Genomic DNA, 20,040 nt, shown 5'->3' on the forward strand with positions numbered 1-20,040 from the left:
GCTGCTCTCACGCACGCTTAGCGGTGCCGGCGCATAATCCCAGACCCCGGTACGGCAGCGAGATTTCCCATGAACCCCCTCATCAAAGGCCTGTTTGGCGCATCCTTGCTGGCGCTTGCCGGTTGCGCCTCCATGAGCGCACAGAACGATCAGGATATGAACCTGGCCGACGCGCAGGTCGCGGTGCGCACCGAACCCAATGGCGACGTCATCGAGGAATACCGCGTCGCTAACCAGTTGCGCATGGTCAAGGTCACGCCATCGCGCGGTGCGCCCTATTACCTGATGGACGAGAACGGCGACGGCCGCTTGGACCACAGCAAGGGCGCGGGCGAGAAAGACATCTCGCCGGTGTATTGGAAGCTCTACGGATGGTAAGCGGCGTGCCTGCTGCCTCTTGCAGCTCTTTTCCCGCGGGTCCGATGGTTTAGATTGGTTCGAGCCGACCCCACTCCGTGGGTCGGCTCAATTCGGACGTTAATGGCAATCCGCTATTCGCATCGATCCCGCTCAGGGATCGCGCGTCACCTCGTACTGCTCGATATCGGTCTGCTGCAACCGCGAAGCCTGGGGCGAAAGGGCGACCAGAGCCGACGGCGGCGGCGCATTCTCATTCCAGGTGCAGGGGTTGAAGGTCGGTCCGCCGGTTGCGGTGGGCAATGCGCGCGCAACCGTAGCCGAGAGCTGCAGCGAATAGTCCGCGGCCGTGATCGTCACGCCGGGCGAAGCCGTTTCGCAGATCTGGCCCGAGGCCTGGTGGCGTCCGAATGCAGTGGTGCCGCGCAAATTGCGGAACCAGTCCGCGCGGAAAGGCGGTTGCGCGCACGCGCCCGTAGGCAGCATGGGCGCGAACGACGGCGCTTGCGCGGTACTGTGGCAGCTCATGCAGGCTGAAGCAGGATTGTCCACCGGTCCATTGAGGCGGCCATCAACGCCCAGGTGCGCGAGGGCGTAGGCCGGCGCCGCGGGATTGATCCAGGATTCTGTGATCGGCGCACCCTCGGGATCGTTGCCCCACATCAGCCCGACCGGCGTCATCTTCTTCCACGGCGACGCGCCGGGCTGCGAAGCATCGTAGGCGTAAGTGGCGAAGTACCAGCCGGTGTCGCTCGCTCGCTTGTCCTTGACCGCAATATCGATCTGCATCAGCCGTACCGGCACCGGCGTTCCGCCCGGATTGGGCAGAATGTCGACCTTGAGCGATCCGGCCAGCAAATCCTGGGGAAACGCGCTCGGTGCTGCCGCGCTGTACAGCAGCTTGAACACGAAGCTGCCTTCGGTGAACTTCATGCTGCTGAGCTTGGGCTGGTCGACGCCGGGTGTGGCCGTCTTCCATAGACGCTGGAAAACGCGGCCGCCGCGTGCGTCGTAGTAAGCGACGGCGTAGTTCTGGAAGGCGACGGTATTGCCACCGAGTTCGCCGACGCGGACGCTGCGCTCCAAGGTCATGCCGTGCGCGGCTTCGCGCGTGCCGGGCGAGTTGGTAGGTCCGTAGAACATGCGCGGCGCGGGATACCACTTCTGGTTGCGTTGCGCCGCGCTCACCGTGCCGCCCGCGGGATCGCGATAGTCGGCATCGGCGGTGAGCTGCGGGGTCAGACCGCGCGCGATCGCGCTGCTGAACGCGTAGTTGCGCAGCGCCATCGCGTAAGCCAGCCTTTCGTCGGGATCGCGCGGATCGAAAGCGAGCCACGGACGCGACCCGCTAGGCACGCCGGTGGAAGCCTGTTCGAGCAGATTCGGCTGGAACCAAGGTCCTGCATAGGTGCCGGATAGCGTGGTCTTTGGCACGATGAAATCGGCGAACTTGCCGCGGCATTGCGCGACAAAGGTTCCGCTTGCCAAGGGTCTTCCGGTGCCGGTGACCGAGAGACAGCGGGTGCCGGGCGCGCAGCCAATGGCCGCAGGCAGCAAAGCGGCGGACATCGAGGCCGCGCCTGCATCGCCGGTCAGTGCAGAAGGTTCCTGCGAACGCACGCGTGCGTCTTGTGTGCAGGTGGCCAATGCGAAAGGCATCAGTAATGAAAGCGAGAGTCGGGTGATGCGGATATCCATGGGTCGATCTCCATTCTTGTCGCTGTGCTTGCGCGCACGGCGTTGCGTCGGCTTCATCGCGCCGCGGCGCGCCCGCCTCACGCCGTTAATTCCTCCCAACGCAGCATCGCAACTTGGCCGGACATTGCGATGCGATGGCCCGAACTCGCGCGCAACGGCGTTGATACTGATACGCAGCGTATTGCGCGACGTAAATAATTCACATCGCACGATCTTTCCCCCGGGAGATCCCACGCAATGACTCATCCTGGTTTCGGCACCAGTCTTGCCCTGTTCCTATGTTGCATGTCGCCGCTGGTGGCCTTGGCCCAGGATGCGCCACGCGAGCAACGCATCAGCACCAGCGAGCTGCGCGAGCAGGTGCGACGTCGGCCGCAGGGCGTCGTGGTGCCGGTGGAAATCACCAAGCAAGGCGGCAAGGTGGTGTTGCAGACGGCCGATTCGGCGGTGGTGGTTTCCAATGCCGATGCGGTCGCGCAACAGGTGCGACAAATGCCGGTGCAGGCGGCTGTGATCGATGGCCCCGGAGATTCGGTGCAACTGCAGAACGTGCAACTGCAGGCCACCAAACGCTGGAACGATCTCGCGCCGGCGCAGCGCGCCAAGTACCGAAACGTCGATGTCGCGCAGCGACGCATGAGCAGCATCGCGGAAACCGCGTTGGGCGCCGATGCGACCGAGGCCGACCTGCTGAAGCTCAAGCGCAGCGCGGAAAACACCGAGCGGCAGCTCGTGCAGGCCTACAAAACGCTGGACGATAGCCAGCGTATGGAGCAGCGCGAGCTGGTGGAGCAGCATGCGGAAGTCCGCCGCCTCAACAAATCGTTGTACGGGCTGGATCACGACGACCGCTATCCGCCGCAGACCTACCAACGTATCTACGCCAACTCGCGCGGCGCTTTCGCGCTCAGGGCGCGGCAAGAGGAGAAACCGCGCTGCAGTGCGGTGCTGATCGGCGAGAAACTGGCCTTGACCAACAACCATTGCATCATCGAGGAAACCCCGGAGGAGTTCGAGGCCGTTTTCGACTACGAAGACGATCTGGACGGCAACCATCTGGCCAAGCAGGTCTTTCCCGTGACTGCGATCCGGTTGAGCGATGAGGACGAACGCGGCAATCTGGATTTCGTGCTGCTCGAACTCGGCGCCAACGCCGATGGTGTACTGCCAGGCGTCGCTTATCCCCCGCAATGCCTGTCGCTGGCGCAGGTGAAACGCGACGATCCGCTGTACGTCATCGGCTATCCGCTGGGCGAACCGCGCACAGTGCACGACAACAGCTTCGTGTACTTCCCGTTCCGGGTCACTCCGGACGAGTACATCACCATGAAGCTGCTGGTCAGCGCGGAATTCGATTCCGTCGAGGCCGAGGACCAGTCCTACCGCGAAGGCAAGCTCAAAGAATTCGTCGACAGCTACCAGCTGCGCGAAGGCGACGGTCCGTCCTACTACGAATACATCAGCGTGCGTTTCGACAAACAGCCGACCATCGGCGCCGATAGCGATACCTATCGCGGCAATTCCGGCTCGCCGGTCTACCACCGGCGCTCGCATGCGGTGATCGGATTGCTGTTCGACGGGCAGGAAGATCTTTCCGAACCGTGGGCCGCCGGTTGGCGCGCGCACGAAGCGGTGCTGCCCATCATCAAGGTGGTCGAACGGCTCGATCTTGCCGCGCCTGCCTGGCGCAACGATCCGCGCGTCTGCGTACTGCCTTCCACTCTTTGAGGACGACCCAATGCGTTATCTGTTCGTGTGCCTGCTTTTATTCGCCCTAACGGGATGCAAGCCCGATAACGCTCCCACGGCGAGCACGCCGCCCCGCGATGCGCCCGCCGTGCCGGCGCCGGCCGGGGCTCCTGCCTACACACAGGGTTATGTCGTGGAGCTCGCACCCGCGCAAACGCCAGCCGATCTGCGCGCAGCGGCCGATGACGTCTTCGCCAGCGTGGTCAGCATCGAACCCTTGTTCCCCGACGTGCCTGCCGACGACGATCCCGAAGGACTGTCGCGCATCCACCGCGTACGCGTGTCCGATCCACCCCTGGGCAACCCTTGGGATTCTGCGAATGCGCTGCGGGAGCGCGGCGGCTTCTCGCAAGTGGAGCCGGACAGCGAAGACACGCTGGTCGAGGCGCAGAAGCGCGCTGCGGTAGCGGCGTGCTTCGGCGACGAAGGCGTCGCTGCTCCGCAGAATTCAGCCTGGTCACTGGATAAGGACCACATGGCCGTCGAGGCCGCACGCAAGCTGACGCCGCCGAGTGGCGGCAAGCAGTTGGGCGAAGGCGTGCGCATCTGCCATCCGGACAGCGGCTGGACCGACCACGTCGACCTGGATTCGGGGCGCATCGACCGCAGCTTCACCCTCAACCTGATGGAAGGCGGCAACGACGCGCGCGATCCGCTCGGCTATTCCGGCAATCCAGGCCACGGCACCAAGACCGGAAGCGTGTTGATCAGCGATGGCGGTTTCGATACCAACGGCAGCACTACTGCGCCCGGCCGCATCGACGGTCTGGCGCCCAAGGCGACGCTGGTGCCCATCCGCACCTTCAATAGCGTGATCCGCGTATTGGACTCCAACACCGCGCGTGCGGTGCGCCATGCGACCAAGGCGCAGTGCGACGTGATCTCGATGAGCCTGGGCGGTCGCGCGTTCTTCGGCCTGGAACGCGCCATCAACGATGCCGTGCGCCGCGACATCATCGTGGTCAACGCGGCCGGCAACTGCATCGGCATGGTGGTGGCGCCGGCCAGCTACGACAACGCCATCGCGGTGGGCGCCACCAACGTCGACAACAAGCCATGGAAGGGCTCGTCGAAGGGGCGTGCGGTGGATATCTCCGCGCCGGGCGAGGATGTCTATGTCGCCGACGCGGTGGCCGGTGCGACCGGAATCGAGTCCAGTCCCGGCAACGGCACCTCCTTCGCCACCGCGGCTGTCGCGGGCGCGGCCGCCAGCTGGATCGCCTTCCACGGACGCGAGCGCATCAAGGCCGCACAAGGAAGCCTGACCCGACGCGATCTCTTCGTACAGGCGATGCAGGCCAGTGCTCGCGTGCCGCCGGGATGGGACGCCAATCGCTACGGCAAGGGCATCCTCAATCTCGACCGTTTGCTGCGCCAGCCGCTTGGCTCGCCGCGTACGCAACTGCGTGCGCCACCGAAGGACGACACCGTCAGCCTGCTGTCGCGCACGTTGGATCGCGATCCGGCCGATCTGCGTGCGGGGCTGCAACGCATGCTCGGGCGGCCCGCGGACCTGGACGCCGAACTGGAGCGTTTCGGCCCGGAACTGCTGGACCTGGCGATGCGCGACCCCGAAGCGTTCCAGCGCGCGCTGGAGGCACCGCGTCCAGGCGAACTGCAGGCGCCCAATGCGGTGAAGCCGAAAGCTTCGCGCGCGCTGAGCGCGCGCATGCCAGGGACGCCATGAAGGCAATGCGCATTCCCTTCGTTGCGCCGGGCACGGCATTGATGGCGCTGCTGACTTTCGTTTGCGCGTGCACGGCCTGTAGCGCCTCTGCGCCTCCCCCTGGCGATGCCGGCAACCCGCCTTCGGAGCCCGTACCGGCCACCCCGTCCGCCGACGCGCCATCGGCGGCAGCGGGACCCGATACGCCTGTCGCCGAAACGACCGCACCGGCGACTCCTGCGACGGAACCGACGGCTACGCCCGCACCAGCCATCGAGACCCCGCCGCTTTCACCTAAACCAAGGCCCACCACCATCAGCAAGCCCTCCGTGAAACCGACACCATCGCCGGCCCTGCCCGCCACTGACGTCAAAGAAGCGGTGCCCACTCACATCACCATCAACGCTCTTTCGCGCGGCAAGGGCGTTTCCGCCGAAACCCGCGAAGCATTCAAGAAAATCCGCGCGCTGCTGGAACAGCAGCAAGCGACCGCCGCCGTCATCGCCCTGCAGTACCAGCGCATCGGCCTCGAAGGCGAATCACGGCTTTGCGTCGAATTCCGCAATGCCAGCGACGCGCAGGCCGCACTGATTGAGATCCACAAGATCTCGGCCGATGTCGATCTGCTCAACGTCGTCGAAGCACCCTGCCCCTCAAACAAGGAATAGAACCATGAACCCATCCACTTCCTCTCCTGCGCGTCCCTTGCTGATGCTGGCCTTGGCATTGGCGCTTGCCGCTTGCAAGCAAGACACTTCGCCTGCAACGAGCACTGCGCCCCCGGTCGAGCCTGCGCCGGCACCGGCCGAAAGCGACATCAAACCCGCCACGAGCGCGGTCGAAGCGACCGACGAGAACATCGCCACTGCCGAGAAATCCATTGCGGATGCAGCCGATGCCGCGCGCAAGAAATGGGTCGGCAAGACCTTCGAGGAGTTCGAGGCCTCGGTCTACAAGGAGCCGGGCGAAGGCGGCAAGTACATCGTCAACGGCGACATCGCCATTCCAGACCGGAAGCTCCTGCAGGAATTTTTCGAAAAGATGCAGAAGGAAGCCGACGGCGTGGCCAATGGCAAACTGACTGTCGCGCTGGCCGCCGCCAAAGGCGCAGCCGGCGGCGTCGACATCTGGACCAGCGAGAAGAAGAAGCAGCTGACCTACTGCGTCAGCAATGCTTTCGGTACGCATAAAGCCGCGGTCATCGCCGATATGGAAGCGGCGTCCAGAAGCTGGGAAGAAGCGGCGAAGGTGGATTTCATCCATGTCCCGGCCCAGGACGGCGGCTGCAACGCGAGCAATCCGAACGTGCTGTTCGATGTGCGGCCCGTGGACGTGGATGGCGAATACCTGGCGCGCGCTTTCTTCCCCAGCGACCAGCGCAACGACCGCAATGTGCTGATCGACAATTCCTCCTTCGACCTTGCGCCTGGCGAACCGCTGCAGTTGGTCGGCATCTTGCGCCATGAACTGGGACATACGTTGGGCCTGCGTCACGAACACACGCGTCCCGAGGCCGGCACCTGTTTTGAGGACGATCAATTCGAGCCGCTGACTGCTTACGACAAGTTCTCGGTCATGCACTATCCGCAGTGCAACGGCGGCGGCGACTGGTCGCTGGTGCTGACCGGGCTGGACAAGGCAGGGTCGGCCTGCCTGTATGGAAAGGGGAGCAACAATCCGGAAAACCTGACGCAGTGCATTTACCATGCACCGGACGCGCCTGCGACAGGCGCGGTGGAGACCAAGATGTTCGACAACCAGTCCGTGGCCAAGGGCGCAAAAAAACAGTACGGTCCCTTTGCGGTCAAACCCGGCTCTATCGCCAAAGTGAAGATGCAAGGCGCTGGCAGCAACGCGGGCGATCCGGACTTGTATGTGCGCTATGTCGGCCCGCCCGATACCTCGAGCTGGATTTGCCGCCCCTATCTGAGCCACGCCAACGAAACCTGCGAACTGGAAGTGCCGGCCAACCGCAACAAGATCTACGTGATGGTGCGGGGCTACGCGGCAGGCAACTACAAGCTGGAAGTCGCCTACACCAAACCGGACTGACGATATGTTCGGGGTTCCGACCCCGTTGCCGCATTGAGGCCGTGCGGCAACGGCGAAGGCCGGTTACCTGATCAAAGCCTGCGCCAGACGAAGCCTTCTCCGCGGCGGTGATAGACGGCGACCGCGCGTCCGTACAGTTCATTCACCGGCACCAGCCCGAAGAAGCGCCCATCGAGGCTGTTGCCACGCGCATCGCCCAGCATCAGCACCTGACCCTCGGGGACAATGAGCCCATGGATGTCCGGTCCGCCGCCATGCGATAGGTTGAGCGTGGCGCGATGGTTGCGGAAGAGCTCGATATCTTTTCCGTCGATCGTTTCCAGCGACACGCCATTGATGCTTAGCCTGCCATCGACCAGTTCTACTTCGTCCCCCGCCACCGCGGCCACGCGCTTGATCAGCCGGGTGCCGTCCTGCGGCGAATCGAACACCGCGATGTCGCCGCGTTCGGGCCTCCCGGTAGCGATGAGCTGCACGTCGGTGAACGGCAAGCGCACGCCATAGGCCCGCATGTCGACCGCCACGCGATCGCCGATCTCCAACGTGTGCTCCATCGATCCGGAGGGCACGTAGTAATGATTGGCGAACGAGTCCCGCGCCGCCGCCAGCAACAACAGCATTAGTGCGATCTGCGGCAATTCGCTGCGCATCCAGCGCCGCATCTTTCCAGGCGGGGTCGAGGATTCGGGTTGGGTCTGCATGCGGATGCTCCGGTAGATTCCACCGGGAGTAACTCATGCTGACGTCCAGTCCGCATATGCCAAGGGTCATGCGCCGGATAGACCGCGGATCGTCTGCGGGCTCAAGCAAGTCCGAACAAGGAATCCTCTTCTAGCGCGTTCGAATCAAAGCATCACTTCGATCTCGCGGATTTCATCCGCCTGTGGAAGATCATTCCCAGACCAGTACCGTTCCAGGCTGGTGCGCACCCTCGTTTGGATTCTGTCCAAGCGAGGACCAGCACCCGCTCATATCGATTCGGCTTATTTTCCTGCAGGGGCCTGCGTTTGCGACGCGCCGCCGAAATCACCGGCGGCATAAACGCTTAACGCCTCCGGCTTCAAGTGCTTGCGGATCGCTTCGTTCACCTGTTCCAGCGTCAAGGCTTGGTACTTGGCGTCCAGATCCGCGGTGAATTGCATGGTGCGGCCGTAGTACAGCTGGTCGGTGAGCATGCCGGAAACGCTGGCGTCTTCCGCACGGCCCTGCTGGCGCATGGTCAGTATTCCGGAAACCGCATCCTTCAGCTCATCGTGAGTGACGCCGTCTGTAACCAGCCTCGTCAGCTCCTCGCGAATCGCGGCCTCCACTTTATCCATATTTTCCGGAGCAGCAATGGCTTGGATCGCAAGGTAACCACTATCGTCTTTGCCTTCGCGGCTGTCGTCGCCATGGATATCGCTGGCCACACCATAGCTCAAGCCCTCCTTCTGACGGATACGGTCACCGAGGCGAGACTTCATTGCGCCGCCGCCGAAGATATTGTTGGCCACCTGCATGGCCGGATAGTCGGGATCGGTGACCTTCAGCGATAGATTGCTGCGCGCCAGCAGCACCGCATTGGGTTTGTCCGGTGTTTCGAAACGTTCGTGCGCTGCCGCGACGGACGTGTAGCGGGTGTCGATAGGCGCGTACGCCCGGGGCGACTTCCAACCCGTGAACAGCGCTTCCAATTGTTGCTTGACCGCGGCGGGGTCGAAGTCACCGACGATGGCGATTTCACCATCATTGGTACCGTAGAAATCGCGATGGAAGGCGCGCAGATCCTCTACCTTCAGCCCTTTCACCGCGGCCAGCGACTCATCCAAAGTCTTGGCGTGCAGAGGGTGTCCGGCCGGCCATGGATCGAAATGCCGGGTCAACGCCAAGCCGGCTACATTGGCCGGCTCTTTGCGTGAGGCTTCCAGGCCAGTGATCGCTTGCAAACGCAGCTGCTCGAATTCGCTTTCCGGGAACACCGGATTTCGAACCACATCGGCAGCCAGTGCCAGCGCCTCGGCCAGCTGTGCCTTGCGTGTATTGAGCTTCAGCGTCGCCGCCTGCGCATCGCCGCCGATGTCTGCCTTGGTCTTCAAGGCTTCAAAGCGTTGGTCGATCTGCTGACGGTTGTGCTCTTTGCTGCCGCGCATCAGCATGGCGCCGGTGAAGCCGGCCGCGTCGACTCGGCCGGTGACGGACTTTTCATCGCCGAAACGGAACTTCGCATCCACCATTACGGTTTCACCGCGGGTCTGCTTCGGCAGCAACGACACTTTCAAACCATTTCCCAGCGTGAACGTCTGCGTGCGTGCCTGCAGGTTCTGCGGAGTCGGATCGAAATTTTCGCCGGCAGCCACCGCAGCGCGGCCCACGTAGCCTTCCACCACCTTGACCGCCTCCGGCGCTGCGGCCACTTCGACCCGCTGAGCATTGTCGGTGGGCACGAAGCGGCCCAGTGTGCGGTTGCTGGATTTCAGGTAGGCGGTGGCCACGCGGTTTACATCGGCGGCAGTCACCTTCTCAATCGCGTCGCGACTGGTGAATAGCAGGCGCCAGTCGCCGGCGGTTTGGAATTCGGATAGGCCCATGCCCACCGCGTTGACGTCTGTAAAGTACAACTCATAAGCATTGGCGATGCGCTGCTTGGCTTCATCGACTTCCTGCTGAGTAACCGGGCGCGTGCCCAGATCCTCCACCTGCGCCAGAAGTTCGGCTTCGGCCTTGGCCGAATCGCCGTCCTTGGGCAACACTGCGATCACGCTGAGCAGCCCGGGTTCGCGCATCGATTCGTCACCAGCGCCGACACCAGCCGCGGCCTTGGTTTCCACCAACGCTTTGTGCAGACGCCCGCTTGGAGTATTGCCCAACACGTCCGCCAGTACTTTGAGCGGCGCACTGTCGGCCTGAGTCAAGGCAGGGATGTGGTAAGCGGCGGCGACTACACGGAGGTCGCCGCTGCGACGTACGGTGATTTCGCGCTCACCGTCCTGGGCCGGCTCGACGGTGTAGAAACGCGGCAAGGTGCGCACTGGCTTGCGCAGCTTGCCGAAGCGACTGCTCACCAGGGCGAGCGTCTTGGCCGGGTCTATGCGGCCGGCGACGATCAGCACCGCATTGTCGGGCTGGTACCACTGGCGATAGAACGCCTGCAGCTTGTCGATCGGCACGCCTTCCACGTCCGAGCGTGCGCCGATGGTGGAATTACCGTAGTTGTGCCAGAGGAAGGCGGTGGAGCGGATACGCTGGAACAAAACCGCAGCGGGAGCGTTTTCGTTCTTCTCCAGTTCGTTGCGCACCACCGTCATCTCGGTGTCCAAATCCTTCCGGGCCACATTGGAGTTGACCATGCGGTCCGCTTCCATGCCCAGCACCCAGGTTAGGGTATCGTCGTTGGCCGGAAACGAGGTGAAATAATTGGTGCGATCCAGAGAGGTGGCGGCATTGAAATCGATGCCGCGCTTCTTCATCTCGCCGCTGATGTCAGACTGCGTGGGCGTACCTTTGAACAGCAAATGCTCCAGCAAATGGGCCATGCCGGTTTCGCCGTAGTTCTCGTGCGCCGAGCCAACACCGTAAACCAGGTTCACGGTGACCGTAGGCTTGGTGGCATCGGGGAACAGCAATACCTTCATGCCATTGGACAGGTTGTACTGACTGATGCCCTCGATGCTGGGGCCGGCGCTGACGCCCTTAGGCAGAGGCACCTCGGCGGAGGCGAAAAGCGGATGTCCAAAGGCCAGGGCCAGGGCCAGCGGAAAGACGTAGCGATTCCTTTTCATTAGTACTCTCTCTGTTAAGAAGGTGCGCAGAAAACATCTTCAGCTTCCCTGCGTTTGGACCGTTGGCGTTTCAAACTATTTGGGTGCTGCTTCTGGCGGAGCCCAGCAGCGGAGTCTCAATGGCCTGTCCTCCCACGCAGCGAATACAAAGGTTCCAACACCCATTCGTACAACTTGCGGCGCTCGCCCAGGATGTCCGCATCCAAGCGCATCCCGGGTCGCAACGGTTCCGGCTTGCCGTAGGCAATGATGGTTTGCTGGTCGAGCGCGACCGACACTCGGTAATAGGGCTCGGCGCTTTGCCCCTCTTGCGTGACGGGAGTAATGGCGCTGCGGGAAACACGAATCACCTTGCCGCCGTGATGGCCGAACTTCTGGTACGGGTATGCCTGATAGCGCAGCAGCACACGGTCATCCGGTTCGATGAACCCCACGGCAGCGCTGGGTACCAATAGCTGGGCTTGGAGTTGCGACCCGGTCGGCAGTAGGCTCATCAAAGGCTGGCCTGCCTGCACGGCCTGACCCGGTTCGATCAGTCGATTGGCTATCAAGCCTGCCAACGGTGCCCGAATAAGCAGTTCACCGTTGGCTTCTTGCTGCACTCGCTCCTGGTCCAACATCGCCAAGTCGCGACTCGTGCTGGCTTGCAGACCTTGCCGTTGCGCAGGAAGCTCGCGCAGCGTCTGGTCCAGTTGTGCGAGGCTGCGACGAATCGAGGTGGCCTGCCGCTCGAGCCCCTGTTGCGCATTGACCAATTCAAGCCACGACTGTTGTTGCTGGTTGACTTGCACCTGGCTGACATACTTCTCTTCCGCCACACGCTGGTAGCGCTCGGCGGTTTCCTTGCCGATGCGTACCTGTTCGCGACGAGTCGATATTTCGTTCTCTATCTGCGCCAACTCGCGTTGCGCGGCGACGCGCTGCCGGCCGACGCCCTGAATCTGCGCATCGATTTGCGCTGCTTGCGACTGCCCCAGCTCGGTCAGGCTGCCGCGCCGGGATTCCAGGCCTTCCCTGATCACGGTCAATGCGTCACTGCCGGAAGCGGTCACACGCGGCACATTGATCAAGGTCAGTGCATCGTTGGCTTCCACTTGGTCGCCTTCTTCGGGGAAGAGCTGGCCCACGACTCCGCCGGTTGGCGACACGATAGTCGACAGACCCAGATCGGGCACGAGCTGTCCTGTGACCTTGGAACGGCGCGTGTACTCGCCCAAGACCAAGAAGCCGATGATGGCCGACGCCGCGAGCATCGCGAAACCGGCGAGCACCCATAGCCGCAAGGGTTGTGAAAGGGAAATTCCGCCGAGCCAGCTGTTGCGTTTGGCTTCCAGCACTTCATGGCGGAAGAGAGAGTCAGTCATGGACGCACTGCCCTCCACGTTCGTCATGGCCACGGCAAAGAGATTCATACCGCCACCGCCACAGGCGCAACCCGCGCCAGTCGATGCTCTTCCACAATCCGCCCACCTTGCATCAACAGAACCCGATCCGCGCTGGCGATAGTCTCCGGACGATGGGCAATGATCACTTTAGTCAACTTGAGTTCGCGTACGGCTTCGTTGACCAGGCGTTCCCGCTCCACGTCCAGATGACTGGTGGCTTCATCCAGGAACAGGATGCGCGGCATGCGGTAAAGCGCACGCGCCAGGATCACGCGCTGTTTCTGTCCGCCCGATAACGTAGTACCCATGTCTCCGATCAGGCTGTGATAACCCATCGGCATGGCGGCGATCTCGTCATGCACCGCAGCGAGCCGAGCGGCACCTTCGATACGCTCCGAATCGAAGCCTTCCTCGCCGAAGGCGATGTTCTCGGCCACGCTGCCGGCGAACAACTGATCATCCTGCATCACCGCACCGACCATCTGCCGGTAGTTGTGCGGACCCAGCTTGGCAATATCCTGTCCATCCACGGTGATGGTGCCCTGCGTGGGTTTCAACAAGCCCAGCAACAGCTTCACCAAAGTGGTCTTTCCGCAGCCCGAGGGGCCGACAATCGCGACTGATTCGCCTTCTTCCACGGAGAAGCTGCAGTCTCGCAGTACCCACGATTCGCCTTCTGCATAACGGAAATTCAGACCTGTGACTTCCAGCCGAGTGCTGGCAGGCAAGGTGTGCTCAAAACGGTGCTCGCCCAGGACTTCCGGTTCAGCCAAGACGATGTCCGCGAGGCGTTCGCCATGAAGGCGCAGCATGCGGAACTCGATCCATTTGTCGATCAGGCTTCCGATGCGTCCGGCGAACTGATCCTTGTAAGCCAGGTACGCGATCAGCATGCCGACCGAGAACACGTTCTGCATGGCCAGCACCGCGCCTATCCAGATCACCGCAATGCGCTCGGCGCCGAAGATTAGCTGACTGGCGGTATTGAACCCCAGACCCAGTTTGGCCAGACAGACATCGCGGTTAACGGTGTCGCTCATCAGGTTGAGATAGGTGGAGCGCCGGCTAGTTTCGCGTCCGGCGACCTTGACCGACCGCACGCCGCGAATCGATTCGAGCAAATGGCTTTGCTGTCTAGCACCAGCGATCAGCTGCTGTTCGGTGCCTTCGCGGACGGGACGGAACGCCAGGGCACGCAGGCCAAGGTACAGCAGCACCGCCAGTAGAGTGATCAGCGCTAGCTTCCAGCTATAGATAAGCATTATGCCCAAGGTCACCACGGCCATCAGCCCATCGATCAACGCTTCCACGAAGCTCGTCGTCAAGGTGCGCTGGACGATCTGCACGCTGCCCATGCGCGATGTGATGTCGCCCAGGTGGCGCTTCTCGAAGAAATCCAAAGGCAGCTCGAGCAGGTGGTTGAAGACGTTGCCCATCCACTGCAAGCCGAGCCGGCTGGAGAGATACACGACAGACCAGCCACGCAACCAGCCGATGCTTACCTGGAGGAGCAGAACGAGAGCGAAGCCCAGCCCCAATACCGTCAACAGGTCGCGGTCGGCAGAGATCAGTACTTGGTCCACCACCCATTGCATGAAGAAGGGTGCGAGGATGACGAAGACCTGCAAAGCGACCGATAACACCAAAATCAGGGTCAGCGAACGCCACAGACCGGTCACGCGGCCCGTCAGTTGGCCAAAGGAAATGCTCGGTGCGGCCTTCCGCGGTTTGAACTCGGCGGCGGGAGTCAGCTCCAGCACCACGCCAGTGAAGTGATCGGAAATTTCGGCATAGCTAAACTCGCGCTTGCCGAAGGCCGGATCGAGAATGATGACTTTCTTTTTGCTAACTTTGGCCAGGACGACAAAGTGGCTCAAGTCCCAATGCAGGACGCAAGGTAGCTTGAGTTGGCCCAAGTGCTCCATGTCCAGCCGCAACGGACGGCACTGGAAGCCTAGCTGCCCAGCAACCGCAATCAAGCGCGAAAGGTTGGCGCCTTTGAGCGATAACGGGAAGCGTTGGCGCAATTGGCGTAACGCGAGTTTCTGGCCGTGGTAGCTGGCCACCATAGCCAAGCTAGCCAGACCGCATTCAGAGGATTCGGATTGAAGTACTGCTTCCATGCGAAATCAAAGACCTAGAGAACAACAATTTTCATAACAAGCCAAAGCCGCTCGTTAAGCTCCAGAGCATTATCAACAGATTGATACTTCCATGAACTATCGCGCGCTGCCAGGTATTCAAGGCCCATTTGACCGTCAACCAGCACAGAACCATAGACACGAAAAATGCCCAAATCACGCTGCCCGTATGGGGGATTGCGAAAATGATGGAAACAATAATGCTTGCCAGGAATGAATTTGTTTTGTCTTCGATGCCGCGGAATAGCAGATGGCGCACAATTTTTTCTTCGAATAGTGGGGCTGTTATGCATGCATTGATAAACCCAAGGAGAACAAAAAAAAATGGGAAATTAGTCCACTCGCTAGCTTCGCTGTTTGCGAGTCTCAGCCCTATGAAGCCAACCCAAACAGTTCCTATGGCAACTCCTGTCAATAAGAAAGCTACGACAGAGTTCAAACTCCATCGTCTTCCTTGAGGCTCGGGATATAACCAAATCAGAACGATGAAGGTCGCAGCTTCAGCAAGAATCTTGGAGCCGACAATCCCCACAGCTTGCCCTGCCACCATTAGAGCGCCATTAACTGCCAAAGCAGTAATTCCAGCCATCACCGCATAACCAGGAGCGCGGGGTAATGAATTGGTTGGATTAATCACGCATGCCTGCCTTTCTAGAGAGGAAGGATGCAAGCATCCCTCCTCCTGTAAATGTTCAGTTCTTCAGCGCACCCGCTCAATAATTCCAGGGATGGTAAACGGGCTGGCTGCCAAGAACCCATATACTTGTACCGCGACCATGGCCAATTCCCCCACTGATCCAGTGCAGGACACGCCAGTAGAAGTCCCAAGGCTGACGGTGCATTGAGCTTCGCCACCAGAGATGCTCTGAACTTCCGAATAAACCAATTCACGCATGATCAAACTCCTTGAATTAAACGTGGCCACCATGGCCAACGCTACTGGCCAATGCCAGCGACTCAACCTTCCGCCCTTGCCCAACGCAATCGCAACCCCATGCAGAGCTCATTCTTTTATCTGACGTTGACGCTCCACCAACTTTTGCTCTCTAAATCATTGAAACACGAGGCTCGTCTACACGCAGTAGCCAAATTGACCGAACCCGTATTTGCCTACTGGCAGTAGACAAACTCACACTCCCTATTTGCAGATTGCGCAACACAGCGCTACATTCGCGCCGTGACGTAGGTCACGCAGGGACGAACATGCTATCGCTAGGAACGCGAATACGCCGTACCCGCAGGCTCGCAGGATTTAGCCAGCGCGCATTAGCTAACTTACTTGGTGTGACACATGGCACAGTGGGGCATTGGGAAACCAATCGTTCCCCGCCTAGCGCCCGCATGCTTATCGAGTTCTCGCGCATAACTGACGTAGACCTGCATTGGCTGGTCTTCGGACAACCTCACGTCAATCCGGCGGCCTTACCCGGTGAAACGACGCGCGACATGGATCGACGTACCACGTAGAAGCGGCGCCGGTGGTTCTTTCTTGCGTAGCAGTTCCGTCGAGCAAGAATACTTTAGGCTTTGGACCCCACAAGCCGCGAAGACTCACATCACCTGCAAGTTCGCATAAGCCAGCACCAGCCACTTGCTGCCTTCCGCATCGAAGTTCACTTGCACGCGGGCGTGGGCGCCGGTGCCTTCGTAGTCGGTGACCACTCCCTGTCCGAATTTCGGATGCGAGACGTTGGCCCCCAGTTTGAGCGGCGGCGCTTCGATGGGCGCATGACCGAAACTGCGGGGCGCACCGGCCGAGTAAGTGCGCGACACCTGCACCTTGGGCCGCACTTCGTGCAGCAGGTGCTGCGGAATTTCGCGCAGGAAGCGCGACGGGATGCCGTACATGTCTTGGCCATGGATGCGGCGCGTCTCCGCGTAGCTCAGCATCAGTTTCTGCCGCGCGCGGGTGATGCCGACGTAAGCCAAGCGACGCTCTTCCTCCAACCGTCCGCTTTCGTCCAGCGACTTGCTGCTGGGGAAAAGCCCCTCTTCCATACCGCCCAGGAACACGAGCGGAAATTCCAGCCCCTTGGCCGAATGCAGCGTCATCAGTTGCACGCCATCCTCGCCCGCCTGGGCCTGGCCTTCGCCGGCTTCCAGTGAGGCGTAGGCGAGGAAGGCGGTGAGCTCGCTCATTCCCTCGGTCTCTTCATCGTCGCGGCGCACGAAACGCGAGGCCACCGAAACCAGTTCGTCCAGGTTCTCGGTGCGCGAATCCAGCTGACCCTTGCTTTCGTTGAGATAGAAATCGCGCAGCCCGGAACGCATCAGCACATGATCGATCTTGTCCTTGAGATCGAGCTCCGCGACTTCTACCGTCAGCGCCTCAATCAAGGCGATAAAACCCGCCAGCGCATTGCGCGCACGGCCGGCCAGCTCGTTGCCGACCGAAAGCGCGCGTGCCGCTTCGAACAACGGTTGCGACAGCGTACGCGCGCGTTTGCGCACCTCGTCCAGGGTGCGGTCGCCGATGCCACGCGTGGGTGTGTTGACTGCGCGCTCGAAAGCCGCGTCGTCGGCGCGATTGGCGATCATGCGCAGGTAGGCCAGGGTGTCCTTGATTTCGGCGCGCTCAAAGAAGCGCATGCCGCCGTAGACCCGGTACGGCACCTGTTCGGCCAGCAACGTTTCTTCGAAGGCGCGCGACTGCGCGTTGCTGCGATAAAGCACGGCGGCCTCGCTGTAACTGCCGCCGTCGCGCACCCACTGCAGGATGCGATCGACGACATAGCGCGCTTCGTCGACCTCGTTGTAGGCGGCGTACAGGTCGATGGGTTCGCCATCGCCGGTGTCCGTCCACAGCTGCTTGCCGATGCGATCCGGGTTGTGCGCGATCACCGCATTGGCCGCGCCCAAAATGTTGGCGCTGGAGCGGTAGTTCTGTTCCAGGCGGATGGTCTGCGCGCTGGAAAAATCCTTGAGGAAGCGCTGCACGTTCTCCACTTTGGCGCCGCGCCAACCGTAGATAGCCTGATCGTCGTCGCCGACCACGAACACATGCCCGCTGTCGCCGGCTAGCAAGCGCACGAATCCGTACTGGATGGCGTTGGTGTCCTGGAATTCGTCCACCAGGATCTCGCGGAAGCGGGCACGGTAATGCGCCAGCAACGCCGGCTGGTCGCGCAGCAGCTCATGCGCGCGCAGCAGCAATTCGGCGAAATCCACCAGGCCCGCGCGATCGCAACGCTCCTGGTACAGCGCGTAGGCGCGGCGCAGGGTGTCGGTCCATTGATCGTCGCCGGGCTGGATGTGCTCAGCGCGGCGGCCTTCGTCCTTCTGCGCGTTGATCCACCAGGCGATCTGGCGCGGGGGAAAGCGCGCGTCATCCAGTTCCATCTGCTGGATCACGCGCTTGACCAGACGCAGCTGGTCGTCCGAATCCAGCACCTGGAAGGTCTCCGGCAATTTCGCTTCCTGCCAGTGCAGGCGCAACAGGCGGTGGGCCAGGCCGTGGAAAGTGCCGATCCACATGCCGCGGCTGCCATTGCGTAACTGCGCATCGGCGCGGTGGCGCATCTCGCCGGCGGCCTTGTTGGTGAAGGTGACGGCGAAGATGCCGTGCACCGGCACGCCATGCACTTCATTGAGCCAGGCGATGCGGTGGGTAAGCACACGCGTCTTGCCCGAGCCGGCGCCGGCCAGCACAAGGTAATGGCCCGGCGGCGCGGAAACCGCTTCGCGCTGCGCCGGGTTCAGGTCATCGAGTAGGTGAGAGACATCCACAGCCGAAGTTTAGTGCGCTGCCGCCCTGACCTTGTGATTGTCATTCTGCATCAGCTTGTCGGTGTAGGCGATGCCGATGGCCGACAGGATGAAAACGCAATGGATGATGGTCTGCCAGAGCACGCCGGTTTCGGTGAGCTGCGCGCAAGTCGGCTTCACCACGACGGCCGCATCCTTGATCATCGCGAACTGCTCCGCCGTGCAGAACGGCAGCGCGCCCAGCGAACCCGCGGCGATGAAAGTCTTCAGCAGATGGATCGAGGAGATGCCGATGATCGCCATCGCCAGCTTCACCTTCAGCACGCTGGCATTGACGTGGCTCAGCCATTCCGGCTGGTCTGGGTGGTTCTCCAGGCGCATGCGCGAGACGAAGGTTTCGTAGCCGCCGACGATGACCATCATCAGCAGGTTGGAAATCATCACCACATCAATCAGGCCCAGCACCAGCAGCATAATGTCCTGCTCGCTCAGGCTGGTGGCGCCATGCACCAGATGCCACAGCTCCTTGATGAACAACACCACATAAACGCCCTGGGCCACGATCAGGCCCAGGTACAAGGGCAGCTGCAGCCAGCGCGAGCTGAAAATAAGCGTGGGCAACGGCCCAAGGCGAACGGGTTGTTTGTGCTGCATAAGAGCGGAATGCTGCGTTGCGGGGATGCGGCAGGTTACCGGCCTATGTTGACGCTGCCAAGCGCGGCAGCGGCGATACACTGGCTTTCCCTGATGCAGCAAGAGTTTCCCCATGATCGACCTGTACTACTGGCCCACGCCAAACGGCCACAAGATCACCCTGTTGCTGGAAGAGCTGGTCGATGCCGGCCATGCGCTGGAATACAGCGTCAAACCAGTGAACATTGGCGTCGGCGACCAGTTCAAGCCCGAATACCTGATCATTTCACCCAACAACAAGATGCCGGCGATCGTCGACCATGCGCCTTCCGATGGCGGCGCACCGATCAGCGTGTTCGAATCCGGCGCGATCTTGCAATACCTGGCGGAGAAGACCGGCCTGTTTCTTCCTGAGGACTTGCGCGGCCGTACTGCCGCTATGGAATGGCTATTTTGGCAGATGGGCGGGTTGGGGCCGATGACCGGACAAATGGGTCACTTCAACGTGTATGCGCCCGAGCCTATTGCCTACGCCATCGATCGCTACGGCCGCGAAGTGACGCGCCTGCATGGGGTCATGGATAAGCGCCTGGCTGAACATGAATTCCTGGCCGGCGACGTTTACACCATCGCCGACATCTCGACCTATCCGTGGATCGGCGCCTACGACAAACTGCCGGCTGATTTCGCAGCTTTCCCCAACATCAAACGCTGGCATGACGCTATCGCCGCACGCCCAGCGACCGAACGCGCCTATGCGTGGAAGAACAAGGTGAACCCGGGAGCAGGAAAGCCATTGAGTGAGGAAGAACGCAAGCATCTGTTCGGACAGGGCGCGCAGAAGTAATACACTCCGTCATCCCGACAAATCCCGGGATGACGGCACCAAAGTAATC

At 61.4% G+C, this 20,040-nt stretch carries 16 protein-coding genes; 7 read left to right on the forward strand and 9 right to left on the reverse strand.

Translation table 11 applies throughout. From position 1 onward, the window contains the following. Positions 1-81: 81 nt before the first annotated feature. Positions 82-378, forward strand: a complete 297-nt coding sequence (locus AC1DTQ_RS05595) for a DUF2782 domain-containing protein (RefSeq protein ID WP_477849134.1) — start codon at positions 82-84, stop codon at positions 376-378. 132 nt (positions 379-510) lie between these two features. Here the strand turns inward: AC1DTQ_RS05595 and AC1DTQ_RS05600 are convergent, their stop codons facing one another. Continuing rightward, positions 511-2,136 (reverse strand): hypothetical protein, encoded by a 1,626-nt coding sequence (locus AC1DTQ_RS05600; protein WP_477848541.1) that lies wholly within the window; start codon positions 2,134-2,136, stop codon positions 511-513. A gap of 156 nt (positions 2,137-2,292) precedes the next feature. Here AC1DTQ_RS05600 and AC1DTQ_RS05605 point away from each other — a divergent pair, with 156 nt between their 5' ends. From AC1DTQ_RS05605 to AC1DTQ_RS05620, 4 genes are read left to right on the forward strand one after another with little or no spacing between them, the layout of a single operon-like run. Next, positions 2,293-3,783, forward strand: a complete 1,491-nt coding sequence (locus tag AC1DTQ_RS05605) for a trypsin-like serine peptidase (protein WP_477848542.1) — start codon at positions 2,293-2,295, stop codon at positions 3,781-3,783. A gap of 10 nt (positions 3,784-3,793) precedes the next feature. Beyond that, entirely contained in the window at positions 3,794-5,491 is a 1,698-nt protein-coding gene (locus AC1DTQ_RS05610) for a S8 family peptidase (RefSeq protein WP_477848543.1), read from the forward strand. 5 nt (positions 5,492-5,496) lie between these two features. Then, positions 5,497-6,138: a hypothetical protein gene (locus tag AC1DTQ_RS05615; RefSeq protein WP_477848544.1), complete on the forward strand. Its 642-nt coding sequence runs from the start codon at positions 5,497-5,499 to the stop codon at positions 6,136-6,138. 4 nt (positions 6,139-6,142) lie between these two features. Beyond that, positions 6,143-7,522, forward strand: a complete 1,380-nt coding sequence (locus tag AC1DTQ_RS05620) for a matrixin family metalloprotease (protein WP_477848545.1) — start codon at positions 6,143-6,145, stop codon at positions 7,520-7,522. 71 nt (positions 7,523-7,593) lie between these two features. On the opposite strand, the gene lepB is transcribed toward AC1DTQ_RS05620, so the two are convergent. From lepB to AC1DTQ_RS05650, 6 genes are all read right to left on the reverse strand, one after another. After that, the gene (gene lepB, locus AC1DTQ_RS05625; protein ID WP_477848546.1) at positions 7,594-8,223 is read right to left on the reverse strand and encodes a signal peptidase I; all 630 of its coding nucleotides are present in this window, start codon (positions 8,221-8,223) and stop codon (positions 7,594-7,596) included. A 282-nt stretch (positions 8,224-8,505) separates the two neighbouring features. Further along, positions 8,506-11,280, reverse strand: a complete 2,775-nt coding sequence (locus AC1DTQ_RS05630; protein WP_477848547.1) for a M16 family metallopeptidase — start codon at positions 11,278-11,280, stop codon at positions 8,506-8,508. Between the two features lie 116 nt (positions 11,281-11,396). Continuing rightward, entirely contained in the window at positions 11,397-12,644 is a 1,248-nt protein-coding gene (locus AC1DTQ_RS05635; protein ID WP_477848548.1) for an HlyD family secretion protein, read from the reverse strand. Between the two features lie 44 nt (positions 12,645-12,688). Next, positions 12,689-14,788, reverse strand: a complete 2,100-nt coding sequence (locus tag AC1DTQ_RS05640) for a peptidase domain-containing ABC transporter (protein ID WP_477848549.1) — start codon at positions 14,786-14,788, stop codon at positions 12,689-12,691. 31 nt (positions 14,789-14,819) lie between these two features. After that, entirely contained in the window at positions 14,820-15,476 is a 657-nt protein-coding gene (locus AC1DTQ_RS05645) for a lysostaphin resistance A-like protein (protein ID WP_477848550.1), read from the reverse strand. Between the two features lie 30 nt (positions 15,477-15,506). Next, the gene (locus AC1DTQ_RS05650) at positions 15,507-15,701 is read right to left on the reverse strand and encodes a hypothetical protein (protein WP_477848551.1); all 195 of its coding nucleotides are present in this window, start codon (positions 15,699-15,701) and stop codon (positions 15,507-15,509) included. Positions 15,702-16,009: 308 nt separating this feature from the next. On the opposite strand from AC1DTQ_RS05650, the gene AC1DTQ_RS05655 reads away from it, so the two are divergent. Beyond that, positions 16,010-16,273, forward strand: coding sequence for a helix-turn-helix domain-containing protein (locus AC1DTQ_RS05655; protein ID WP_477848552.1), 264 nt, complete (start codon positions 16,010-16,012; stop codon positions 16,271-16,273). Between the two features lie 84 nt (positions 16,274-16,357). On the opposite strand, the gene uvrD is transcribed toward AC1DTQ_RS05655, so the two are convergent. Both uvrD and AC1DTQ_RS05665 read right to left on the reverse strand, forming a co-directional pair. Then, on the reverse strand, positions 16,358-18,532 hold the full coding sequence (uvrD, locus tag AC1DTQ_RS05660) for a DNA helicase II (RefSeq protein WP_477848553.1): 2,175 nt from the start codon (positions 18,530-18,532) through the stop codon (positions 16,358-16,360). 9 nt (positions 18,533-18,541) lie between these two features. Further along, positions 18,542-19,165 (reverse strand): TIGR00645 family protein, encoded by a 624-nt coding sequence (locus AC1DTQ_RS05665; RefSeq protein WP_477848554.1) that lies wholly within the window; start codon positions 19,163-19,165, stop codon positions 18,542-18,544. A gap of 112 nt (positions 19,166-19,277) precedes the next feature. Between AC1DTQ_RS05665 and AC1DTQ_RS05670 the strand changes: the two genes are divergently transcribed. Next, positions 19,278-19,991 carry a glutathione binding-like protein gene (locus AC1DTQ_RS05670; RefSeq protein WP_477848555.1) on the forward strand — a complete coding sequence of 238 codons (714 nt, stop codon included), beginning with the start codon at positions 19,278-19,280 and terminating at the stop codon, positions 19,989-19,991. Positions 19,992-20,040: the final 49 nt, after the last annotated feature.

Source organism: Pseudoxanthomonas sp. P4_B2 (assembly GCF_056402315.1).